This window comes from Nocardia sp. NPDC005366 (assembly GCF_040606855.1).
Lineage (GTDB): Bacteria > Actinomycetota > Actinomycetes > Mycobacteriales > Mycobacteriaceae > Nocardia.
Window position 1 is genome coordinate 1 of record NZ_JBEXFQ010000064.1, and the last position, 20,744, is coordinate 20,744.

The 20,744-nt window shown below is 65.8% G+C and carries 19 protein-coding genes and 3 pseudogenes; 7 read left to right on the top strand and 15 right to left on the bottom strand.

Translation table 11 applies throughout. The features are described 5' to 3' along the window. Positions 1-62: 62 nt before the first annotated feature. The 8 genes from ABZS43_RS35465 to ABZS43_RS35500 all read right to left on the bottom strand — a co-directional run bounded on the left by ABZS43_RS35465 (position 63) and on the right by ABZS43_RS35500 (position 9,424). On the bottom strand, positions 63-677 hold the full coding sequence (locus ABZS43_RS35465) for an ATP/GTP-binding protein (RefSeq protein WP_355040383.1): 615 nt from the start codon (positions 675-677) through the stop codon (positions 63-65). After that, positions 658-1,032: a DUF742 domain-containing protein gene (locus ABZS43_RS35470; protein WP_355040384.1), complete on the bottom strand. Its 375-nt coding sequence runs from the start codon at positions 1,030-1,032 to the stop codon at positions 658-660. Before ABZS43_RS35470 ends, ABZS43_RS35465 begins: the two co-directional genes overlap by 20 nt. After that, positions 1,029-1,424, bottom strand: a complete 396-nt coding sequence (locus ABZS43_RS35475; protein WP_355040385.1) for a roadblock/LC7 domain-containing protein — start codon at positions 1,422-1,424, stop codon at positions 1,029-1,031. The genes ABZS43_RS35470 and ABZS43_RS35475 overlap by 4 nt, the downstream gene beginning before the upstream one ends. Further along, entirely contained in the window at positions 1,402-3,705 is a 2,304-nt protein-coding gene (locus ABZS43_RS35480; protein ID WP_355040386.1) for a nitrate- and nitrite sensing domain-containing protein, read from the bottom strand. Before ABZS43_RS35480 ends, ABZS43_RS35475 begins: the two co-directional genes overlap by 23 nt. A 698-nt stretch (positions 3,706-4,403) precedes the next feature. Beyond that, entirely contained in the window at positions 4,404-5,105 is a 702-nt protein-coding gene (locus tag ABZS43_RS35485) for an SDR family oxidoreductase (protein WP_355040387.1), read from the bottom strand. 76 nt (positions 5,106-5,181) lie between these two features. Continuing rightward, positions 5,182-6,048 (bottom strand): MBL fold metallo-hydrolase, encoded by an 867-nt coding sequence (locus ABZS43_RS35490; protein ID WP_355040388.1) that lies wholly within the window; start codon positions 6,046-6,048, stop codon positions 5,182-5,184. Positions 6,049-6,574: 526 nt separating this feature from the next. Continuing rightward, positions 6,575-8,092 carry an aldehyde dehydrogenase family protein gene (locus ABZS43_RS35495; protein ID WP_355040389.1) on the bottom strand — a complete coding sequence of 506 codons (1,518 nt, stop codon included), beginning with the start codon at positions 8,090-8,092 and terminating at the stop codon, positions 6,575-6,577. A gap of 111 nt (positions 8,093-8,203) precedes the next feature. Continuing rightward, complete coding sequence (locus tag ABZS43_RS35500; RefSeq protein ID WP_355040390.1) at positions 8,204-9,424, bottom strand: transcriptional regulator; 1,221 nt, start codon at positions 9,422-9,424, stop codon at positions 8,204-8,206. A gap of 534 nt (positions 9,425-9,958) precedes the next feature. Between ABZS43_RS35500 and ABZS43_RS35505 the strand changes: the two genes are divergently transcribed. After that, entirely contained in the window at positions 9,959-10,378 is a 420-nt protein-coding gene (locus tag ABZS43_RS35505; protein WP_355040391.1) for a hypothetical protein, read from the top strand. Positions 10,379-10,535: 157 nt separating this feature from the next. Here ABZS43_RS35505 and ABZS43_RS35510 read toward each other — a convergent pair whose 3' ends face one another. Beyond that, complete coding sequence (locus ABZS43_RS35510; RefSeq protein WP_355040392.1) at positions 10,536-10,850, bottom strand: hypothetical protein; 315 nt, start codon at positions 10,848-10,850, stop codon at positions 10,536-10,538. Between the two features lie 301 nt (positions 10,851-11,151). On the opposite strand from ABZS43_RS35510, the pseudogene ABZS43_RS35515 reads away from it, so the two are divergent. Both ABZS43_RS35515 and ABZS43_RS35520 read left to right on the top strand, forming a co-directional pair. Next, positions 11,152-11,478 (top strand): annotated as a pseudogene (locus tag ABZS43_RS35515) (DUF4158 domain-containing protein); the annotation flags it as partial. 268 nt (positions 11,479-11,746) lie between these two features. Continuing rightward, positions 11,747-12,346, top strand: a complete 600-nt coding sequence (locus tag ABZS43_RS35520) for a recombinase family protein (protein ID WP_355040393.1) — start codon at positions 11,747-11,749, stop codon at positions 12,344-12,346. Between the two features lie 154 nt (positions 12,347-12,500). On the opposite strand, the gene ABZS43_RS35525 is transcribed toward ABZS43_RS35520, so the two are convergent. Continuing rightward, positions 12,501-13,343: a dienelactone hydrolase family protein gene (locus ABZS43_RS35525; RefSeq protein ID WP_355040394.1), complete on the bottom strand. Its 843-nt coding sequence runs from the start codon at positions 13,341-13,343 to the stop codon at positions 12,501-12,503. 73 nt (positions 13,344-13,416) lie between these two features. On the opposite strand from ABZS43_RS35525, the gene ABZS43_RS35530 reads away from it, so the two are divergent. Beyond that, positions 13,417-14,403, top strand: coding sequence for a helix-turn-helix domain-containing protein (locus ABZS43_RS35530; RefSeq protein WP_355040395.1), 987 nt, complete (start codon positions 13,417-13,419; stop codon positions 14,401-14,403). 85 nt (positions 14,404-14,488) lie between these two features. Here ABZS43_RS35530 and ABZS43_RS35535 read toward each other — a convergent pair whose 3' ends face one another. The 3 genes and pseudogenes from ABZS43_RS35535 to ABZS43_RS35545 all read right to left on the bottom strand — a co-directional run. Further along, positions 14,489-15,127, bottom strand: coding sequence for a Tn3 family transposase (locus tag ABZS43_RS35535; RefSeq protein ID WP_355040401.1), 639 nt, complete (start codon positions 15,125-15,127; stop codon positions 14,489-14,491). After that, positions 15,107-15,427, bottom strand: a pseudogene (locus ABZS43_RS35540) (FAD-dependent monooxygenase); the annotation flags it as partial. The gene ABZS43_RS35535 and the pseudogene ABZS43_RS35540, both read right to left, overlap by 21 nt. Before the next feature lie 391 nt (positions 15,428-15,818). Further along, a pseudogene (locus ABZS43_RS35545) lies at positions 15,819-16,985 on the bottom strand (transposase); the annotation flags it as partial. On the opposite strand from ABZS43_RS35545, the gene ABZS43_RS35550 reads away from it, so the two are divergent. Beyond that, positions 16,906-17,178, top strand: a complete 273-nt coding sequence (locus tag ABZS43_RS35550) for a hypothetical protein (RefSeq protein ID WP_355040396.1) — start codon at positions 16,906-16,908, stop codon at positions 17,176-17,178. The pseudogene ABZS43_RS35545 and the gene ABZS43_RS35550 sit on opposite strands and share 80 nt — an antisense overlap. Positions 17,179-17,218: 40 nt before the next feature. Here the strand turns inward: ABZS43_RS35550 and ABZS43_RS35555 are convergent, their stop codons facing one another. Further along, positions 17,219-17,584: a DUF6247 family protein gene (locus ABZS43_RS35555; RefSeq protein WP_355040397.1), complete on the bottom strand. Its 366-nt coding sequence runs from the start codon at positions 17,582-17,584 to the stop codon at positions 17,219-17,221. A gap of 417 nt (positions 17,585-18,001) precedes the next feature. Between ABZS43_RS35555 and ABZS43_RS35560 the strand changes: the two genes are divergently transcribed. Both ABZS43_RS35560 and ABZS43_RS35565 read left to right on the top strand, forming a co-directional pair. Next, entirely contained in the window at positions 18,002-18,670 is a 669-nt protein-coding gene (locus ABZS43_RS35560) for a hypothetical protein (protein WP_355040398.1), read from the top strand. 19 nt (positions 18,671-18,689) lie between these two features. After that, complete coding sequence (locus ABZS43_RS35565) at positions 18,690-19,478, top strand: maleylpyruvate isomerase N-terminal domain-containing protein (protein ID WP_355040399.1); 789 nt, start codon at positions 18,690-18,692, stop codon at positions 19,476-19,478. Positions 19,479-19,679: 201 nt separating this feature from the next. On the opposite strand, the gene ABZS43_RS35570 is transcribed toward ABZS43_RS35565, so the two are convergent. Then, positions 19,680-20,192 carry a hypothetical protein gene (locus ABZS43_RS35570; protein WP_355040400.1) on the bottom strand — a complete coding sequence of 171 codons (513 nt, stop codon included), beginning with the start codon at positions 20,190-20,192 and terminating at the stop codon, positions 19,680-19,682. Positions 20,193-20,744 lie beyond the last annotated feature (552 nt).

The following is a 20,744-nucleotide window of genomic DNA, read 5'->3' on the forward strand; positions in this document are numbered from 1 at the left end:
CGATCTCGCCTGTGAAGGCGAGATCGCGCACCACCTCGGATTCGTCACGAAGGTGACGGCACTCAGGTGGAGACGGGTTCGCGTCCCGCGAGCTCGATCAGATGCTGCAGCAGCACGAGGAGCACGTTCTTGGTCGACTCCCGGTGGCGGGCGTCGCACAAGAGCACCGGAGTGTGCGGATCGAGGTCGAGTGCGTCGCGCACCTCGTCGACGGTGTAGCGGGGCGCACCGTCGAAGCAGTTCACGCCCACGATGAACGGCAGACCTCGCCGTTCGAAGAAGTCCACCGCGGCGAAGGAGTTGCTCAGTCGCCGGGTGTCGGCCAATACGACCGCACCCAGCGCACCTCGGGCCAATTCGTCCCATAGGAACCAGAAGCGATCTTGACCGGGTGTACCGAAGAGGTACAGCACCAGATCCCGGTCGATAGTTATTCGACCGAAATCCAGTGCCACCGTGGTGGTGTGCTTCTGCTCGACGCCGGACAGGTCGTCGACGCCACTGCTCACCTCGGTGATGAGTTCCTCGGTGCGCAGTGGCGCGATCTCACTGATCGCCGAGACCATAGTCGTTTTGCCGACGCCGAAGCCGCCGGCTATGAGGATTTTGACCGACGCTGCCAAATGTGGAGCCGGGCCCGGATTCTGCCGGGCCGGGTCAAAGTTTTCGGATGCCATCCAGAACCGCTCGCAATACGTTGAGATCACCGGTTCCGGTCTCCGAATGCATCGGGGACCGGAAAATCAATTGGCCCTCGCCGATGAGATCACCGACGAGGATCTTGGTCACTGCCAAGGGGAGTTTCAGGTTAGCGGCCACCTCGGCCACCGATTGAGGCACATGACACAGCCGCACGATCCGCGCATACTCCGGTTCGGTGCGGCGCAGCATCGGCGCGTTGTCGGCGACCAACACTACGGTAAGAATGTCCAGTTCATACCCGGCGCCCATCGTGCGGCCGCGGGTCACCGCGTACGGCCGGACCAACGGCCCGGCCGCGTCATCGAACCACTGATCCCCCGGGCGTGTCATGGCAGGCGCGCGGGGGTGGAGAGATACGTGCCGACGCGTTGAACCGTGACGTTCATTTCATACGCGACCATGCCGAGGTTGGCTGTTTCGGATGCCTGCAACGCCAGGCAGGCATTGGCGCCCGCCGAGGTCACGAACAGTACGGCGTGATCGAGTTCGATCACCGCCTGCCGCACGCCGCCGCCCTCGAAACGGGCTCCGGCGCTGCGCGCCAAGCCGTACAGGGTGCAGGACATCGCGGAGAAATGTTCGGCGTCATCACGGCTCATCGCGGTCGAGCGCCCGAGTAGCAGGCCGTCCGTGGACAACACCACGGCGTGGCGCACCCCGGCAAGCCGGTCCACCAGGTCGTCCAGTAGCCAGTTGAGATCACCGGTTTTGGGAGCGGTCACCGTCGCCTTCCTGTTCTTGATCGTCGGCGAGCTGCGCACGGCGGCCCTGCCGGGTTCCATTCTCGATGGCAGACATCAAATCTCGAGCCTGCTCGGCGGAACGTTCACGTTCCACCACCGGGTGGGTGGAGGTGGGGGTCGGATCCTTCGCCAGCTCGGGTGCGAGACTGGCCTGCCTGTTGCGGCGCGGCAACATCGGCCTGCCGTCCGGCCCGAGCGGCTGTGCCTGGGGTTGTGCGGGTGGCGCCGCCGGTGGCTGCTGCACTTGCGGCGCTGGCGCAAACGACGGCGGCGCATACGACTGGGGCACATACGTCGGCGGCGCCGGCGGCGGGGCGGCGGGCAGCGGAGCAGGCGGGGGCGCGGGCAACGCGACGGGCGGGGCTGCGGTGAGTACCGCCGATTCCGGTTCGGCCGCCGCGGATTCGGCTGCGGCCGTGAGGTGACGCTGTCTGCGGCCCGGATCCAGCTGGCCGGAGGGCGGGGCACTCATACCCGCCATCGCTCCCGAGGCCAGCAGCGCGGTCGGCAGCAGCACGATCGCACGGATCCCGCCGTAGTCGGAGTCCGACAGCCGGACCGAGACGTCGTTGCGCAGCGCCAGTTGCGCGACGACGAACAGGCCGAGCCGAGAATCCACCGACAGCGTGGCGACGCCGAAATCCGGTGGGTTGCGCAGCATGTCGTTGATCCTGGTCAGCTCGGCCTCGGGCATGCCCATGCCCTGGTCGCTGATCTCGATGACCACGCCCTTGCCGACCACGTTGCCGGACACTTCGACCTTGGACTGCGGGGGCGAGAACGTGGTCGCGTTGTCGACCAGTTCGGCGAGCAGGTGAATGAGGTCGGCGACGACGGTGCCGACGACATGTGTCTCGGGCAGCCGCGCCACCCGCACGCGCGCGTAGTCGAGGGTTTCCCCGACCGCCGAGCGCACCAGATCGACCAGCGGAACGGGGTTGCGCCACTGCCTGCCGGGCTGTCCGCCACCGAGAATGATGAGATTCTCGGCGTTGCGCCGTTCGCGGGTGGCTAGATGGTCGAGCCGGAACAGGGTTTCCAGCAGCGCGGGATCCTCCTGCTGTTGCTCGGCCTCGTCGAGGATCTCCAACTGCCTGTGCACCACGATCTGGCTGCGGTGGGCGATGTTGAGGAAGACCAGCTTCACGCCTTCGCGGGTGCGCGCCTCGTTGACGGCGCCTTCGACGGCGGCGGCATGCGCTTGTTCGAACGCCGTGGCCACCTCACCGATTTCGTCGTGTCCGAAGTCGAGGTTGCCCGATTCGGCAGTGGGATCGACCGGTTCGCCATTGCGCAGTCGGCGCATCATGTCCGGCAGTCGGTCGTTGGCCAGGGTCAGCGTCTCGTTGCGAAGTCGCTTGAGCCTGCGGATGACCCGGTTGGCCAACAGCAGCGCGATGAGGAACGCCGCGACGCTGACGAGAAGTACGCCCGCGCCCGCCCACAGCGAGTTCGAGGCGTTGCGGTTGCCGATATCCTCGGCGAGTTTGTGCGCTTTGTTGTTCTGGAACACCCAGGTGTCGATGATCTCGTTGTTGATCTGGGTGGCGGCGGCCTGCCATTCCTGCGTGCTGAGCGGCAGCGCGGGCAGGCTGGTGGTCCGAGCGCCGCTCGCCTGGGCCGAACTCCGCTGGACGAGGGCGTTCTCCATCGCCGTCACCTGTTGCCAGGCCGGGCTCCGCATCAACTTCTCGGCGCGTTCGCGCTGGAAGAAGTCGGTGTCGGAGGCGAGGTTGGTGATCTGCATGTGGTACATGCCCATCTCGTACTGGAACTCCTCCAGCGGGACCGCGAACGGCTCCTCGCTGGCGGCTATCGCCAATCCGATGGTATTGCTGCGTGCGAGCGCCTCGCTCGCGTAGAGCAGCTTGCTGGAGTCGCTCAATTGGCTCGCCGTTTCGGCATCCGGCGCGGTCCGCATGGTCAACCGGCCGCCACTGGTGACGATATCGCCCAGACGGTTGTACATCCGGTAGACATCCAGCGCGGACATCACGCCCGCATCGATGCCGACGCGTGCCTTGGCGATGTTCTCGAGCAGACCCGAGTTGGTCTCGAAGTCATCCTCCGCCTGGACTTTGCCCAAGCCGAGTTTCATCAGGGGACCGGATGCCTTGAAGACGGTGCGGATCGCGGAGTCCAGCCCTACGCGCGCACCCGCGATAGCCGGCGTCACGGACTCGTCACCGGCGAGCCGGGCGATGGTGAGCTGCCGCTCCAACTGAAGGGCGCGCACCATATCGGTTGACGGAATCGACATCGCCGACATCGCGGCCGCCCACTCCTCCGCATGCCTGCCTCGTTCGACGAGGTAACCGGAGGCACCCACACCAATAACAAGCAGAACCAAGCTCGGGACCAACGCGATCGCGAGTATTCGGGCACGGACACCGGGCCTCGCATTGAACATTGGGACAAAATAACCTACGGGGGCTGCGATTGCCGCATGGTTCCGGTTAATTCGAGTCGAATTGACACGGCGTCGAAGGATATGTAGTGGAGCGCGTGCGATGCGCGCGGCCGAACGAAGAACTTTGTGTGTGGTGCGGTTACTGACAAGTAGGAGGTAATGATACCCGCGCCCGAGCAGCCCACATGGATGTGGTGCGGGCCGAAAACGGGTAAGGCGCGTTGGGAGATCATCGGCCTGACGTTCGCGGCAGGCTACTTCGCCCGGGCCGCACCGGGATTGCCCGAGCCGCGCCGGGCGCCCGGCGCGTTTCCTGTGCCGAATCGTGCGGCCTCGGCCACCGGCCGCGCGCCGGCCGAGCAGTGCGGAGGCAGGCTCATCGGTTCTGCGCCGAACATCTCGGCGGGTATATGCGGAGAAGTCGGTCGCGGCGGAATTCATAGAGAAGTTTGTCGCCGCCGAGGCCGCGAAATTCGGCGCGGCCTCCGATTATTCGAACGATATCGCCGCGACGTCCCCGCCGTTTCGCCGCGGCGATACCTCGGGCTCTACCGGAGCGTGATGCCGCCGTCGACCGGGATGACCGCGCCGGTGATGTAGGCGGCGTCGGGCGACAGCAGGAAAGCGGCCACACCGGCAACCTCCTCGGGTTTGCCGATGCGCCCCAACAGGATTGTCGCGAGTTCGGCCTCGAGCAGGGCGGCCGGGACCGCGGCGAGCATGTCGGTGCTCGTGTAGCCGGGTGTGATGACGTTGGCGGTGAAATCTCGTTTCGGTCCCGCGAGTTCCTTCGCCAGCGATCGCGCCAGGCCGACCAGACCGGCTTTCGCCGCGGCGTAGTGGACCTGGCCCGGCATACCTTCGGTGCCCGCGGCGCTGGAAATGAAGACCATCCGCCCGAACTTGGCTTTACTCATGCCCCGGCTGGCGCGTTGCGCTACCCGGAAGGCGCCGGTGAGGTTGGTGTCGACCAACCGGCTGAAATCCTCGGTGGTCATGCGCAGGATCAGCTTCACGTCAACGATGCCGGCGTTGGCGACCAGTCCCTCGATCGGCCCATCGGTCTGTTCGATATGACGGAATGCCTGATCTACGGAAGCGTCAGCGGTGACGTCCATCTCTACGGGCCTTACTCCGTCGGGCACCGTGTCGCCGCGGTGGCTGCCCCATACGTTGTGGCCCTCTTTGACCAGGCGGGAAGCGATGGCGGCGCCGATGCCACGGTTGGCTCCGGTAACTAGAACACGCATGAACGAACCCCTTCGAACGTCAAGACACAGGTACAACGCATCTCCACCTGACCGGGAACCGCCCGGTTCATCCCGGCTACGCGAGGATCCAGGTGTATTCACCTCCAGCAGCATGCATTTCGGCGCGCCCGAACTGAGCGTCCCCGAAGTGCCCACCAAAGCCGATCGTTGCGGGCTCGGCGAGTTCGGCGACCAGCTTGCGTCGCTGCGCCGCAGCGACCGCGTCGTCGTAGTCGACGGCCGAGCACATCCCCGGATCAGATATCTGGGCAGGCGAGTGCAGCGCGTCACCGAAGGCGATCAGTCGTTGGCCGCCACCGGAGATGATGTAGCCCATATGGCCGATGGTGTGGCCAGGGAGCGCGACAGCACGGACCCCGGGGAAGATCTCTTCCCCGTCGACGATGGTGCGAACTCGCGGCGCCATCACCTCGAGAGCGATGGCCGCGGCGGCCTCACCGGCGATCGCGAGTTCGGGGTGTGACCACTCGACTTCGGAGACAAGGATCTCCGCGTTCTGAAACGGGAGTGCCTGCCGCTGCGGATCCATCTGCCAGCACCAGCCGACGTGGTCCAGGTGCAGGTGCGTGATGGCGACGGTCTCGATCGTGTTCGGATCGAAGTCGATGGCCGCGAGATTGTCCAGCAGCGCGCCGCCGGCGATGGGGCCGAATGGGGTTGCGGCGCTGATCGGTCCGAGACCCGCGTCGATGAGCATCGCGCGTCCCTGGGTCTGCACCAGCAACCCGCCTATGGACGCCACCAAGTTCCCGTCGTGGTCGAGACAGTCGGCATGCCTCGACCACGTGTTGTCGGCAGCGCTCGGAAACCACGACCGAGAGTCGAGGATCGCCGCGCCGTCCGGCACATAGCTCACCCGGATCTCACCGAGTCGGACCGTGCGGGCTCGGCCCGGCCGAGCTGTGGTTCGGTTTGTGGTCATCACGAATCCGCCTTGGATACTCCCGTGTTCAGGCGGGAGAGGAGAGGTGTGTGCGTCAGTTGTGTTGCATCGTAATGCCTTACGCAGAATCGAACACATCGGCGAGGTGGTGCGATATACGCCGACAGCAGATACTCCGTTGCTGCTGCCGCGCTTTGGGCGAGTCGTTCCCGGTACAGGGACGCGGGCGTCCGGTCGTCACGGTGGCAGGCCCTCGAGGGCGGCTGGCCGACGATCGTGTGCGGACTCGATGTCGCCGGGCCGGTGTCTGTCCCGCGGTCACCGTCCCGCGGTCACCGTCCCGCGGGGCCGGCCGACTCGGTCTGCGGCGAGTCGGCCGGCGTGGCGGACGATATCTCCGAATACGCGGCATACGCAGCCGAATGCGGAGATATCGCCGGGTCTCGAGTGCGCCGTTCGGCTCGGGTGCTCGGCGGCGGCCCCGCCTCGAGCGCCGCGTTCTGCTCGTCGGTCAGCGGCCGGGACCGGATGTTCCGTCGTCGGGCGCCTCGACGGCGCATCCGCGTCAGAAGAATCCGAGCTTGATGGGGGAGTAGCTGACGAGGAGATTCTTCGTCTGCTGGTAGTGGTCCAGCGTCATCTTGTGGTTCTCGCGTCCGACTCCGGATTTCTTGTACCCGCCGAAGGCCGCGTGCGCGGGATAGGCGTGATAGCAGTTGGTCCAGACCCGCCCCGCTTTGATCGCCCGGCCCATGCGGTAGGCGGTGTCGGCGTGCCGGGTCCATACTCCGGCGCCGAGGCCGTAGAGGGTGTCGTTGGCGATTCGGACCGCTTCCTCGGTGGTGTCGAAACGAGTCACCGACACCACCGGCCCGAATATCTCCTCCTGGAAGACGCGCATCGTGTTGGTGCCCTCCAGGATCGTCGGCTGGATATAGTAACCGCCGGGCAGTCCGTCGACCTTGCGTGCTTCCCCTCCGGTGAGCACGCGGGCGCCTTCCTGCCTGCCGATATCTATGTAGGACAGTATTTTCTCGTATTGGTCGTTACTTGCCTGCGCTCCGATCATGGTGGTGTCGTCGAGCGGATTGCCGCCCTGGATCGCCCTGGTCCGATCGATGCATCGAGCCAGGAATTCGTCGTAGATCGACGAGTGGATCAGCGCCCGTGACGGGCAGGTGCACACCTCGCCCTGATTGAGGGCGAACATCACGAAACCCTCGACGGCCTTGTCGAGGTACTCGTCGTCCTCGGCCATCACGTCGGGCAGAAATATGTTGGGGCTCTTGCCGCCCAATTCCAGGCTCACCGGAATGATGTTCTCGCTGGCGTACTGGAGGATCAGACGACCGGTGGTGGTTTCCCCGGTGAACGCGATCTTGGCGATCCGCGGGCTGGCGGCAAGCGGTTTGCCCGCCTCCACACCGAATCCGTTGACCACGTTCAGGACTCCCGGGGGAAGAAGATCCGCGATCAGCTCTATGACCAGCAGAATCGACGCCGGAGTCTGCTCGGCGGGTTTGAGCACGACGCAGTTCCCGGCCGCCAAGGCGGGCGCGAGCTTCCACGCCGCCATCAGTATCGGGAAATTCCATGGGATGATCTGCCCGACCACGCCGAGAGGTTCGTGGAAGTGATAGGCGATCGTGTCGGCGTCTATTTCGGAGATACTGCCCTCCTGCGCGCGGATCGCGCCCGCGAAATAGCGGAAGTGATCGACGGCCAAGGGGAGGTCCGCGGCCAGCGTCTCCCGCACGGGTTTGCCGTTGTCCCAGGTCTCGGCGACGGCGAGCGGTTCGAGGCTGTTCTCGATACGGTCGGCGATCTTGTTGAGAATGACGGCGCGCTCGGCGGGTGAGGTGGCCGCCCAGGTATCGGTGGCCCGGTGCGCGGCCTCGAGGGCCATATCGATATCGGCGGCGGTGGAACGGGCCACCGTGCAGAAGGTTTCGCCGTCGACAGGGGAGGGGTTGTCGAAATAGCGCCCCTCGATCGGGGCCGCCCAGTCGCCGCCGATGAAGTTGTCGTAGCGGGTGGCGTAGCCGACGATGCTCGCGTCGGCCCCTGGTTTGGCATAGATCATGGCGCACGCTCCTCGCGGAATCTGCTGATCAGGCCACTATTGCCCGCGAAGGTTGGCGCGAGGTTGGTGGGCGCGGGGTTGGCGGGCGCGGGGTTGGCGGGAGCGGTGTGCTCAGCCGCGCAGCGCGGCGTGCAGTCGGGCCGCGACGAGCGCCCGGCGGGAATCGGCGGGAGCGAGCAGGCGCAACGCGTGCTCGTGCACCTCGACATCGCCGGGCGCCTTCTCGCCGAAGGTCACGGCGTGTTCCGGCCGGTCGCTGGCGAGTACCGCATTGCGCAGCCCGACATCGAGGTAGTCGCGCCACTCCGCCACGCCCGGTGTGTCGGAGCCGGGGAGCAGTGGGCCGCGATAGAGCCAGACCGCGGCACCGGTATCCCGGGATTCGATCGCCGCCAGCAGATCCACCGCGTCGCAGGACAGCGGACCGGTCAGCGCGTAACGCCGGTTGGCGATCTCCCCGCCGGTGGCGCGGCGCAGATGGGAGACATCGGCTTTGAGCGTGCTGGCCGAGACCGGACGGTCGCCGTATACGGCGGCATGCAACTGCTCCGGTGTGTACCCGTGCGGTTCGAGTGCGAGCAGGGTGAGGATTTCCAGTTGGCGCGGCGGCAGCGGTATCGGCCTGCCGTCGCGCAACAGCCGTGCGGTACCGAGACATTCGAGCCGGATTCCGGGTTCGGGTCCGGGCCCCGCGGCGCGCAGCAGGGTTTCGGCGGCGGTGACGAGGGCGCGCACCGAGGTCATGATCGCCGGATGGGATCGCTCCCAGCGGCTGGACAGATCGAGTACACCCAGTCGGCGGCCGTCCGGTCCGTGCACCGGCGCGGAGTAGCACACCCAGCCGTGCAGTACGGCCACCAGATGTTCGGCCGAGAACACTGTCACCGGCCGGTCGGTATGTAAAGCAAGCGCTAACCCATTGGTACCCATATGGGTTTCGTCCCAGCATCCCCCCGGCGCGAAGTTCACCGATTCGCCCTCCCGGCGGATGACCCGGTCACCGCAGGTCCACACGATGGTGCCGTCGTTATCGGTGACGGCCGCGACGAATCCGGCATCCTCGGCGATGCCGCGCAACTGGTCGCCCAGTTGGGTGATCGGCGCGCGCAACGGAGACGCGGCCCACCGATCGGAGACGTCATCGAGTCCCGGCGCGCCCGTGCAGCCGGGGTCGACGGTGTGCAGGCAACGCCGCCAGGACTGCGCCACCTCGGTGCGTAGCAGCGGAGTTTCCGGGGTCGATCGGGTAGCGGTGTGCGACCTCGTCGTCCACCGGACCCATTCCTTCTCGAGTTCCGCCCGCTGCTGGGTGAGGGTGCGGAGCAGTGCCACCTCGTGAACCCCATCGTCAGTGCTGTTGAATCGACATTCACGTGCCGCGCCGCATGTCTGCGGTCGCGGCCGAAGCCGCACTCACCGAGCCGACTCCCGAATTCGCGCCTCCGACACACAGATCCACGCGCATTCGCGATGGTCGTGTGTTCACCGTCTCAGACTTTACCGCCTGGGAGCGCGGCCCGGTCGTAGAGTTCCGAGGCGATGGTGTTCCGGTTTGCTGAGGCGAGCGCGTGGTTTTCGCTGGTTCCGCCGCGAAACACCCCGGGGTCTGTTCGTGTGTGACACGGCAAGAGCCCCTGATTCTTGGGGCAGGACGGGGCGTAACGTCACCCACGCCGCGGCCGGTGCACAGGATGACAAGGCTCCATCGTCGTGAGGAAGCACCATGGTCAATCCCATCGCCATCCCGAGCAATCCGATCGAGGCGCTGTTGCGCCTACTCGCGCAAGTATCGTGCGGCCTCTCCTCGACTCAGGGTTGCGCTGTCATCCAGTAGGTCCGGCAACGAACTGGAGGAGATCTCTACACATGACTCGAATGCTCGCATCCACCAATGCAATTCGCATCGCCGCAGGCACGGCCGCACTCGGAGTCGTCGCGAGCGTGACCGCATCGGTCGCGCCGCCGGCCTCGGCGACCGTCACCGGCATCGCGATCGCGCCCGGGTTCGCCATCGGCACACACCGCTACGGAACGACCTGCTCCTATACCGTGACCGTGACGGTGGACAACGACAGCCAGCCGGTCTTCTTCTACGAGGAAGGTCAGGGCCCCAGCGGCTTCGCCGAGGCGATGCCCTCGGGTGGCGTCGCCACGGCGACATGGACCCCGTCCTCGACGAACATCCACTACATCTACGCCTTCCAGCCGAACGCGTCGGCTCAGGCCAGGCAGACGGTCGATGTCGGTACCGGCATCAACCTCGGATCCGCTTGCGTCGCCATATAGTTGGGGCAGAACCGAGATCCTCGCTCACATGCCGGCCCAGGGCGTCGAAGCGGAGTCGAATGCTCTGTCGATGGCCGCGCACATGGGCCATGCCGAGACGGTGCGGCCCCTGCTCGACCATTGCACGAACCCGGATCCGCCGGGCGAGTGGCCGCCGCTACTTCACGATGAAGATCCCTGCGACGTCGGCATTCTTGATCGGCGTCTGGGCATTGCGCTGGCCCGCGCACATCACGTCGACGGTGACGATCGTCGCGTCGACCACGGTGCCCGACGGCTCCTGTTCGGCGCCGGTCTGCTGCTTGACGAATTTGGTGATGGTCATCCGTTTGGTATCGGCATCCTGGGTGACGTATTCGCTGCACGGGGTGTCGCCACCCTGGTTGAGCGCCCTTTCGATATCTGTACACCCCGTGAGCAGCAGCGCTGCCGCCGCCGTCGCGAATCCGGTCCGTGCCACCGTGGTGTTCATCTTGCGCTCCTCTGATCTCCGGCATCGTCGAGCGGGTATACCGCCGCGATTGCCATGAGCGTAGGGCGCGGCACGGTCAGTCGGCATACGGGTCCGTCCGGCGCTGTGTCACCGCGGTCCGTGGGCATCTTCGCCGACAGGTGTTGTGTCTTGGGGTTCCGGTAGTAATCGCCGAAAATCCAACGAAGTTAGGGATGTGCTCTGGTAGGGGGTGATTCGCCGGTTCCGGGTGCGGGGTGGGGTGGTTAGTGCTTGGCTTGGCTGCCGTTGAGGTTGGTCGGCGTGCCGGAGGGCTGGTTTCGTGGCGACGCGAGTATTCGCGGACGAGGAGTTGCAGCGTCTTCGGGAGTTCCCGGAGATCAGCCGCGAGGAGCTGTTCCGGTACTTCACTCTCAGCCCCGCGGATTTGGCGTTCGTCGCGCCGCAGGGGCGAGGGGTGAGTGTGCGTCTGGGCCTGGCCGTGATCCTGTGCAGTCTGCCGTGGCTCGGGTTTGTCCCGGACAGGGTGACTGCTGCGCCGCCGGTAGCGGTGGCTCGGTTGGCTGAGCAGTTGAATGTCGATGCGGCGCAGCTTCGTTCATACGGCCGCCGTGCGCAGACGCGCAGTGAACACGTGCGCCTCGTGGCGGCCCCGGAATCCTGAAGCTGTCAGGAAGTGCAAAGTAGGGATTTGCGGGCAGTCGGCGGCCGGTGACACTGCCCCCGCGTGGCTGATGTATCCCATCGGAAGGCTGTTCCACTTCCTTGGAAGTGGAACGACCGTCGATCGAGTGCGATCGATCCCTGTCGCCGACACTCGAACAGGGCGGACGGGAACACCCACCGTTCCGGAAGTCGTTCCACTAATATCGTTCCAAAAGGACAGTACGGCAACAATTTCCGGTACAGTCACGCCCATGTCGAACACACAGCAGCACCGGACCGGTGGTCTCGATCTCGGCTACGGACGTGTGTCCACGACCAAACAGAGCCTCGAGCGCCAACTCGATGCGCTCGCCGCTGCCGGCATTCCGGACGATCAGATCTTCGTGGACAAGAAGACCGGCGTCACCGTCGATCGCCCCGGCCTGAGCAAGCTGCTGACCTACGCACGTTCCGGGGACACCATCGTCGTCTACACCCTCGACCGGCTCGGCAGGAACCTCCGCGAGGTACTCAACCTCGTGCACGACCTGGCCGATCGCGGGATCGGGGTACGGTCTCTGGCTGATCCATTGCCCATCAACACTGCCGACGAGGGCATGGGGCGCATCGCCTTCCTGCTGCTGGCGCTGTTCGCCGAGATGGAACGCACCTTCGCCGCCGAACGCGCCGCCCACGCCCGCGCTGTCGCCGAGACCAAGGGCCGCCGCATTGGACGACCGAACGCGCACCCCGACGACAAAATCGACTACGCCCGGCTACTGCGCCGCGAAGGCAAATCCCTGGCCCAGATCGCCGCCAAGACCGGGATACCGAAGGCCTCGCTGCATCGTTATCTCGGCGTCACAGCATAGGGTGCCAACCGGCAGGGATGCCCGCGTGAAACCTGCTTTTCGACAGGTGAACGCCGGGCATTCTCGGACGCCCGGCATGCGCTCGGCATGATCGCCGAATTCGGGCCCATGGACTGGAGTCGGTCCCTTCGACCTACTGTGGTTCGTCCTCGCGTCACCGCGATGAAACCTCGGCATCGGTGAGCCGTGCCACGAGGAAGGTGATGATCTCGTCGCGGGCTGCAGCGGTCGGCTCGCCCGCCGCATCGACCAGATGCGCGGTGACCACACTGTGCTGGCAGCCGACTATCTGTGAGAAGAACGGCGGCGGACTGGGATTTGCGGCATCGGCGGGCAGAACCCGCGACGCGAAGCGCGGGCCCAGCGCTGCGGCATAGGCGGTGAAACGCTGCTCGGTACAGAAGCGGTCACCCTCGAAACGATAGGCCCGCACCACGAGATCCTCGCGATCGAGCCGCTCCCGCACCGCCGCCAGCTCGCCGGGCGAGATCTCCAGTCCGCCGGGCTCGTCCAGCGGCAGCGACGGCTGGCACAGCACCGGCGCCAGCACCGCGGGCTCGAGCATCATGGTGAGCGCGAAATTGCCGGTGAAGCACATACCCAACGCGCCGACGCCCTGACCGCCGCATTCGTCGTGTGCAAGGACCGCCAGGGCGCGCAGCCATACCGCCACCGGGCTGGATCTGCCCGCGCCGAAGGCCCGGAATTCCGCACTGACACAGGCGCGTTTGAAGACCTCCACACCGGCCTCGGCCTCGGGATAGGCGCCGTCGCGGCCGAACAGAGAGGGCAGGTAGACCGTGAGCCCGGCTTCACGCACCCAGCGGGCGAAACGAGCCACATCCGGGCTGATGCCGGGCATTTCTGCCATCACGATGACCGCCGGTCCGGCGCCGCTGACATACACCGTGCGCGTGACCCCGTCGAGCGTGATCGACCGGCGTGCGAAATCGGCGAGGTCATCGTCGCGGGAGTCCTGCGGGAGAGATTGCTGCACACACAAACCCTGCCGCAGCAGGTCAGCACACCGCCATTGACGAGATCGCCACTATTCGGTCTAATTTCGCCACATGATCACCCACCTCGCCCTGGACGGTGTGCTCGAGGGTGCGCTCGGCCTGGGAATCGACGTCGTCGACACGGCCGCCGGACTCGCCGGTGACATACCGGGCGGGCTGCTGCGGCAGCGCGTCGTATCTCTCGACGGGTCACCGGTCCGATCCGGTGGCAGGCGACTCATCGGTGTCGATACCGAAACCCCGCTCGGCTCAGTCGAGTTCGGAACCGGCGACGTCCTGGTGATACCGGGTCCATCCGCCGCCAGCGAAGCACGCGTCGACGAACTGCTGGCCCGGCTCGAAACGGTGCGGGCCGTCGAAATCATCCGGCGAGCCGCCGATTCCGGCGCGACGGTGGCCGCTTCCTGCTCGGCCACCTTCGTGCTCGCCGCCACCGGACTCCTGTCGGGCCGCGCCGCCACCACCACCTGGTGGCTGGCTCCCTTGTTCGCCCGCCGCTTCCCCGATGTCACCGTGTGCGCTGATCGCATGGTCGTCGACAGCGGCGAAGTGCTCACCGCCGGTGCGGCTTTCGCCCACGCTGACCTGCTGCTGACGCTGGTCGCCCGCCTCGGCGGCGGTGCCCTCGCCGAGCAGGTGGCCCGCTATCTGGTGCTCGATGCACGCATGTCGCAGTCGCGATACATGGTGCTCGAGCATCTACGGGCCACCGACCCGGTGGTGCGTGCGGTCCAGCAGCACGTGCACGCCAACCTGAACCGGCAGCTCTCGCTCGACGAATTGGCCAGGGCCGCAGCGGTTTCGCCGCGCACCCTGGCCCGGCGCATCCGCGACCGCCTCGGCGTGTCCCCCACGGAGTACGTGCATCGCCTGCGGGTCGGGCAGGCTGCGACCCTGCTCACCACCACCCGCGAATCCGTCGACGCGATCGCAGGCGCGGTGGGTTACGCCGATCCGGCCGCCTTCCGGCGCATCTATCGCCGGCACACCGGTGAGACACCGACCGCCACCCGCACCCGGGCGGCCGAATCGACCTGATCGCCGATATGGACCCGCCCAGCGAGATCGGCCCCACCGGCGATCTCGATCGGATGTGAGAACATCCCCGACGCGGCGTCGTCGGTTAGGCCGCGGGCGGTCGGGCCAGGTCCAGGCGAGTGTTCATGTCGAGGCGGAATCGTCCGTAGGGGTTGATGTTGGACCAGAACAGCGGCGACATCGCCCGGCGTTCGGTGTCGCCGACCAGATCGTGGAACTCGGGATCCTCCAAAACCGCTTGTAGCAGTAGCGTATTGATGTGCACCAGCGCCGATTGCAGCAGGTGCAGGGCGAGCATGGACACCTCGGCGTGCTCACGGTCGGCACCGGTGAGCTGGGAGTCCTTGCCGTAGAAGACGACTCCGTTGGCGGAGTTCCAGTTCTCCACCACCTGCAATCCGCTGTTGATCTCCCGGCGGAGGTCTTCCGATGCCAGGTATTCGCAGGCGAAGATTGTGCGGACCGCCCGGCCTAGTTCCTCGAGCGCCTGATAGGTGGGGTGTTTCGGGCCGCCACGGGTGAACCGCCGCAGGATGGACTCCGATTCCGCGGTGCCCAGGCGCAGGGCGGTGGCGTATTTGACCATCTGGTCGTATTGCTGGGCGATGAGATCCCAGCGGATCGGGCGGGTCAGCACCGGCCCCAGTTCACCGTAGGCGCCCGCGTCATCGGGCCGGTACAACCGGATCGAGCCGATGTTCTCGATCGCATGTTCTTCGAGCAGGCGAACGATGACCGGCTGCTGGATGCCCAGCAGATAGGCGTACGCGGAATCCAGGCCCTCGGGCGCAGGTTTGGGAATGGCGGCGAAGATGCCGCCGACCGGACGCCGCCTTCCGTGTTCGAGAATGCGATCCAGCAGACCGCGCATCGCCATCAGCTCGAGACTGCGCATGTGCAGGCTGACGATGCGCACGAACGACGCGGGCTCGGTTTCCTTCTCCAGAAGGAGCACCCGCACATCGTGCAGACGCAGTTCGGCGGCCAGCATCGCACCAGTTGGTCCGCATCCGGCAATGATCACGTCGAACGTGAGGGGCGTGCGATCGGTGTCGGAGGACGGCGACCGGCGGTCGGAGACGTCACCGGCGGTGACACCGCGCTCGGGAACGTTGTCGTCGTCGAGGCGGTTTTCGGAATGGAATTGCACGATAGTGCCTTTCGGGAGTGCTGGTGAACGGCGCTCCCGGACGACGACCTATCGCCCGACCATGACCCACGAGGGGAGCACCCATGTCGATACTGCGTTCACGGGTACCACCTCCTCGGTCTCTTGCACGGCCTCCGGAAAGGTAACAGTGGTCGCTGTGGTTCGCCAACAGGTTTTGCAGTGAATGAATGAGATCGCCCCGAACGCTGCACTGCTCGGCTGGGTACAGGCCGTTGATGAACGACGGATGAGCATCGGGTCGAGGTCAGAAGAGGGTGTCGCGCACACGCAGCGGGCGGTAACCGGTCGGCCCGAGCTGGGCGAGTTCGGCGTCGATGTCGACCTCAATGGCACCGAAGAAGTTGATGTTCTCGCTGTGTGCGGGCGAGACGTGCGCGAGCACCTCGTCGTCGATGCGCCGCCCCGCGCGGCGCATCTGCTCCACCGCCAGCCCGTAATACTCTGCGGTCCAGGCGATCACGGCGTTGGTGGCCAAGGTCAGGCACCACGCCTGTTCGGTCTGGGACTCCAGATGCCGGGCGCGGATCATGCCCTCGTGCGCAGAGCAAGTCGCGGCGCAGGGCGTGCAGGGATTCGCCCTTGTTGAGCTGGCGGGAGATCTTGCGCCGATAGTCCGGATCCGACAGATACTTCGCGGCGTAGATCGTGCGGCGCAGCGATCCGTACTCTTTGAGCGCGGCAGCGAGGGCGTTCTGCCGCCCGGATGCGGACAGCTTGCCGACCAGCAGGGACGCGGTGGCGTGTCCGAACTTCAGCGATCCGGCCAGCCGCAGCAGGTCGTCGTAGTGCTCGGCGATCAGATCCAGGTTCAACTTCCGTGTCAGCAGCGGCCCGGCGTGCGGGAACCGTGACTCGGCGGCGGCGCGTGGCCCCGGTCGATACAAGGTGATGCGGCCCAGGTCTCGGATGCGCGGCGAGAGCTGCATCCCGAGCAGGTCGAACAGCCCGAAGTTGACCAGCGTGACACCGTGTGTGTCGGTAGCGTGTTCGGTGATCGGCAGGTCGGTTGCGTTGCCGAGGATTTCGTCGAGTACGTAGTGGGCTTCGCGTTTGGTGGCGACGATGACCTTGGTGCCGTAGGTGGCGTGCTGGTCGGTGACGTGGGTATAGGTACTGAGCCCTTCATTGGCGAAGTAGCGGCTCAAGGCCCTGGCGGTGATCGACTTGCCGCGAGTGGGGAACCGCTGGCCATCGCTCGAGGACAGCGTGCCCGCACCGAAAACAGCTGTGAGCGGCAGACTTTGGTGGTAGCCGATGAGCGTCAGATTCGCCGCGCGTAGCGTCTCCTCCCGCACGTACCATTCCGAGGTCCAGGCGAGAATCTCGAGGAGATGCCCGATGCCTCGGCCATTCGGGTCAGTCCGAGGTTGGTGGAGAAGGCCAGCAGCACCGCGATCAGGTTGCGTTTCAGTGACGACGCGGCGCTGTTCCTCGAGGATCAGATACGTCGTCAGGGCTTCGTTGTTCGGGCCGAAGACCATCTTGCGCAAGTTGCCGTCGGGATTGCCGGGTTGATACGGCTGACCGGCCCAGGGAGTGAGTTCGAGGAAGGCGATCAGCTCGGCGAAGGGCCTCAGCAGCTCGACCGGCATCGCCGCGAGTGATTCCCCGACTTCGTGGGTCTGCCCCTAGGAGTACAAGCGGTTATCGGGCCAGCCGGGCCGCGATCACGGCGCGAGCGTCGGCGGCGCCGACAGTCGGGACCGGCTCGCCCTGTTGCAGGTCGGCCACCACCGCGAGCATCCGCTCGTGCGCGGCCGCGCCCTGGCGCTGGGTGAGGTCGGCGATCTCACGCCACCCCGCGAGCACCGCCAGCACACCGGTCAGGTTCAACGACTCCGCCGCCGCGGTCATCTCCTCGCGGTAGCGGCGCTCGAACTCGGCACGCTCCGAGCCGACCAGGGCGTCACGGATCGCTTCCGGGGTCCTCGGCGCGACCAGCGCGGGACCGACCGCTGGTGTGGGCTCATGCGATGCCATGCCCATCACGATATCCCGCGACTCGACCACCCGACGCGATTCCTGTTTCCACCTGCCGAATCCCGTTTCCGACCGCCGATAAGGGAAGGGCGCGGTGGCGGTCTCCCGGAAAAAGCACTGAAGGCGCCCGTCTGGACGCCTTCTTGCTGCCCTCTGGGCACGGCTCCCTCGCGGGAGCGTCGCCGCCCCTCTCTGGGGGGCGGAAGCTCCGTTCACCCATGTCGGGTGAACGTAGGACCACCATGACGGGATCCGGTCGAGATCGGCTCCTACGGCCGTCGCGCGAAGACCCGCACCGAGCATGTGCGGTTGGTCGCGCAGTATCTGGGGTGTGGGGTCCGCTTTCGAGAAAAGTCACGTCAAGCGGTTTCGCTATGACTGAGGGCGGCCTAGCTAGGCTGAGCCACGGCCCAGGGCAGGCACGACCTTCGAAAGATCGGGTATTCAATGAATCTGCGTGTCGCGGTGCTGGTCGGCACCGTATTCGTGGTTGCCGCGGCGATCACCGGATGCTCGCATCACAGCTCTAACAGCGGACCGGCGTGTGGACCGGGCACCCCGATCTTCGCCTGCCCGGGAGTGCCGGTATCCACCTTGCCGGCGTCTCCTACCTCTGCCGGACCCGCGAACGGTCTGGTCGCGGCCCGTCACAAAGAGTGCGACTTCGGCCAGCAGCTCCTGCACTACCTGGCGACCGGCGACAACAGCGGACACCCATGGTACGACCAGAACTTCGCTGATGACGTGGGCGCCCCGCCGCCGCAGGCACGCGCGATCGCCGACGAAGCGATCCAGAAGTGCGACAACGCCGCCGACTCCCAGGTGTCCGCCTCCGCGGCGGCCACATCAGCGGCAATCTCTTCGGCCGCCGCCGCGACAAGCCAGGCGCAGGCAGACCAGTTGTTCGAACAGCCTCGGCTTGCGGCGTGCACCGCGATCGGAGGCCGCTACGACACCAAGTGGGGCTGGTGCGCCTCGACGGTGCCGGGCAACCCGAGCGGTAAGGCTGGAGCGAATTGCGAAAATTCTTCGGTGAAATTCGACGGTGACCACATCACGCCGGGCGCGATCAAGCAGGAACAGGAGTGGTATCCGGGGTGCTTCCCGAATGCATGACGGCTAGGAGGATTCGACTATGAAAACGCCTGAACTGGCAGCCGCCCTGCGCCGTGAACGCGCTGACATGGTGCTCTTCTGCGGCGAACTCGACGAGGCTGAGTGGCGGATCCCGAGCCGGGCGGCGGGCTGGCGGGTCCACGACGTGGTGGCGCATCTGGGTTCCGGCTGCCGGGCAGTCTTCACTCCGGCACTGCTGACCATCATGCGCACTGACGACATCGAGAGGACCAATGACCTATTCGTCGATCAGCGCCGCGAGTGGCCATCTGCGCGTGTGTTCGCCGAGTACAAGACGTGGAGCCGGTGTTTGGCGACCGTCTCGACAGCGCTGGCCCGCACCCCCCTGGGCCGGCTGCCGTTGCCTCTCGGCGAACTGGGCCGTTTCCCCGCTGGAATGTTGTTGTCCGGCGCGATGCTGTTCGACCACCACACCCATCTGCGATTCGACATCGCTCCGGCATTGGATCGCCGGATCCCGGAGACCGACCCGGCCCGAATGGCCGGTGTGCTCGATTGGATGTTCGCGGTATTGAGCAACCAACTCGAATCCGCCGAAACCCATTGGCTCTCTTACCCGCTCGATATCGTGCTGGGTGGCCCGGGCGGCGGCATCTGGCGGGTTCATCCTGGTGGTTCGATCAGTGCAGGCCACTCCAACGGTCCAGCGGCCGCGACCATCGAGGGCTGGTCCGGCGAATTCCCGGAATGGGCGACAGGCCGCGTCTCCTGGCGTGATCGAGACGTACGGATCCGCGGTGACGCGGATTATGCCGTCCGATTTCTCGACGACGTGAACATCGTGTGAGGGCAGGGCGGCCACACCACGCCGCCCTGCGACGTCAGAGGAAGCCATCCAGCGCGCCCTAAAGGACGTCGACTTCGCGCTCAACAACATCGCCAATGGCTACGAGATCGAGTAGAACCGCGACCGGTACCTGCAAGCGCGTGCCGACCTATGCCGATGTGCAGATGCATCCGCGGTGGCGGTCGCGCGGCACGACCACCGTCATCCTCCGGTCAGTCCCCATTCGTCGAGACCACTGTAGACGCGGGCGACGCGGAACCGTGGCGCGTCGAAGCATTCGGCCACTCCCGTATGGATCGCGATCAGCGAATCCGGGCCTCGCCACCAGGTGTCGGCCAGGCCGCGCACCTCGGTCACGGGTTCGAAGGTGCTAAACCGCAGTTCGTCGATCGCATCACCGCGAAGCGTGCTGATCCGCGGGGCGTAGGAGGACGCATGATGGGCTAGCGCAAGCGCTTCGATCCATCCTTCGATGCTCGCGTGCAACGGCACCCACCGCTCTCCGTCGATACCGAATTCTCCTGCGGGACCGATTGAGAACGAGTAGGCCATCGATACTCGCTGCGTCCCCGCATCGAACCACCCGACCCGTTCGACCGCGTCGACGGGCATCTCGGCGTACAGCATCTTAGGCCCGCCCTCATAGTCCTGAGACGGCGGCAGGACCAGCCCACCCCACCGCCGCTGAAACTCGACGACCCGATCGACCTGCATTGCGGGAATCCCGATTTCGAACCACCGGTCCCGATACTCCTCCAACCGTGGACATTCACCACGAACACACTGCGTCGAAATGAACCACTCGGCCCGACGCGTGAGCCGCTCGGACGAATCGATGAGGGGCTGCAGATCCACGCGGCCGACAGTAACCGACTCGACAGTTCGCACGAATACCCGCTCACGCCGCATGTTGGCCATTCGGGAACGCGGCGTCCGCCAATCAACAGCGCGATAACCCGTTCCACTTCTGTACTGCTTTCGGTGGTCCCACGACTGGCAACGTGGTGGTCCCACGACGGTGGCAAACGACAACCGGATATGAGGTCTACCGCTTCGGCGGACACGAACTCCAACACGAACACATCGCCCGAAGCACCCTCACCGACTTCTTCGACGAGATCCTGTCCAACCGCACACGAAAGAACCTCTGACCGGCCACCGATGGCTGGCCGGGTCTGTCCAGTTAACGGCTGATCTTGGTTGTTGAACTCGTTCAGTGGTTGGTGGGGGTCAGGCGGCCTTCGAAGGCGATCTGGAAGGCGTTCA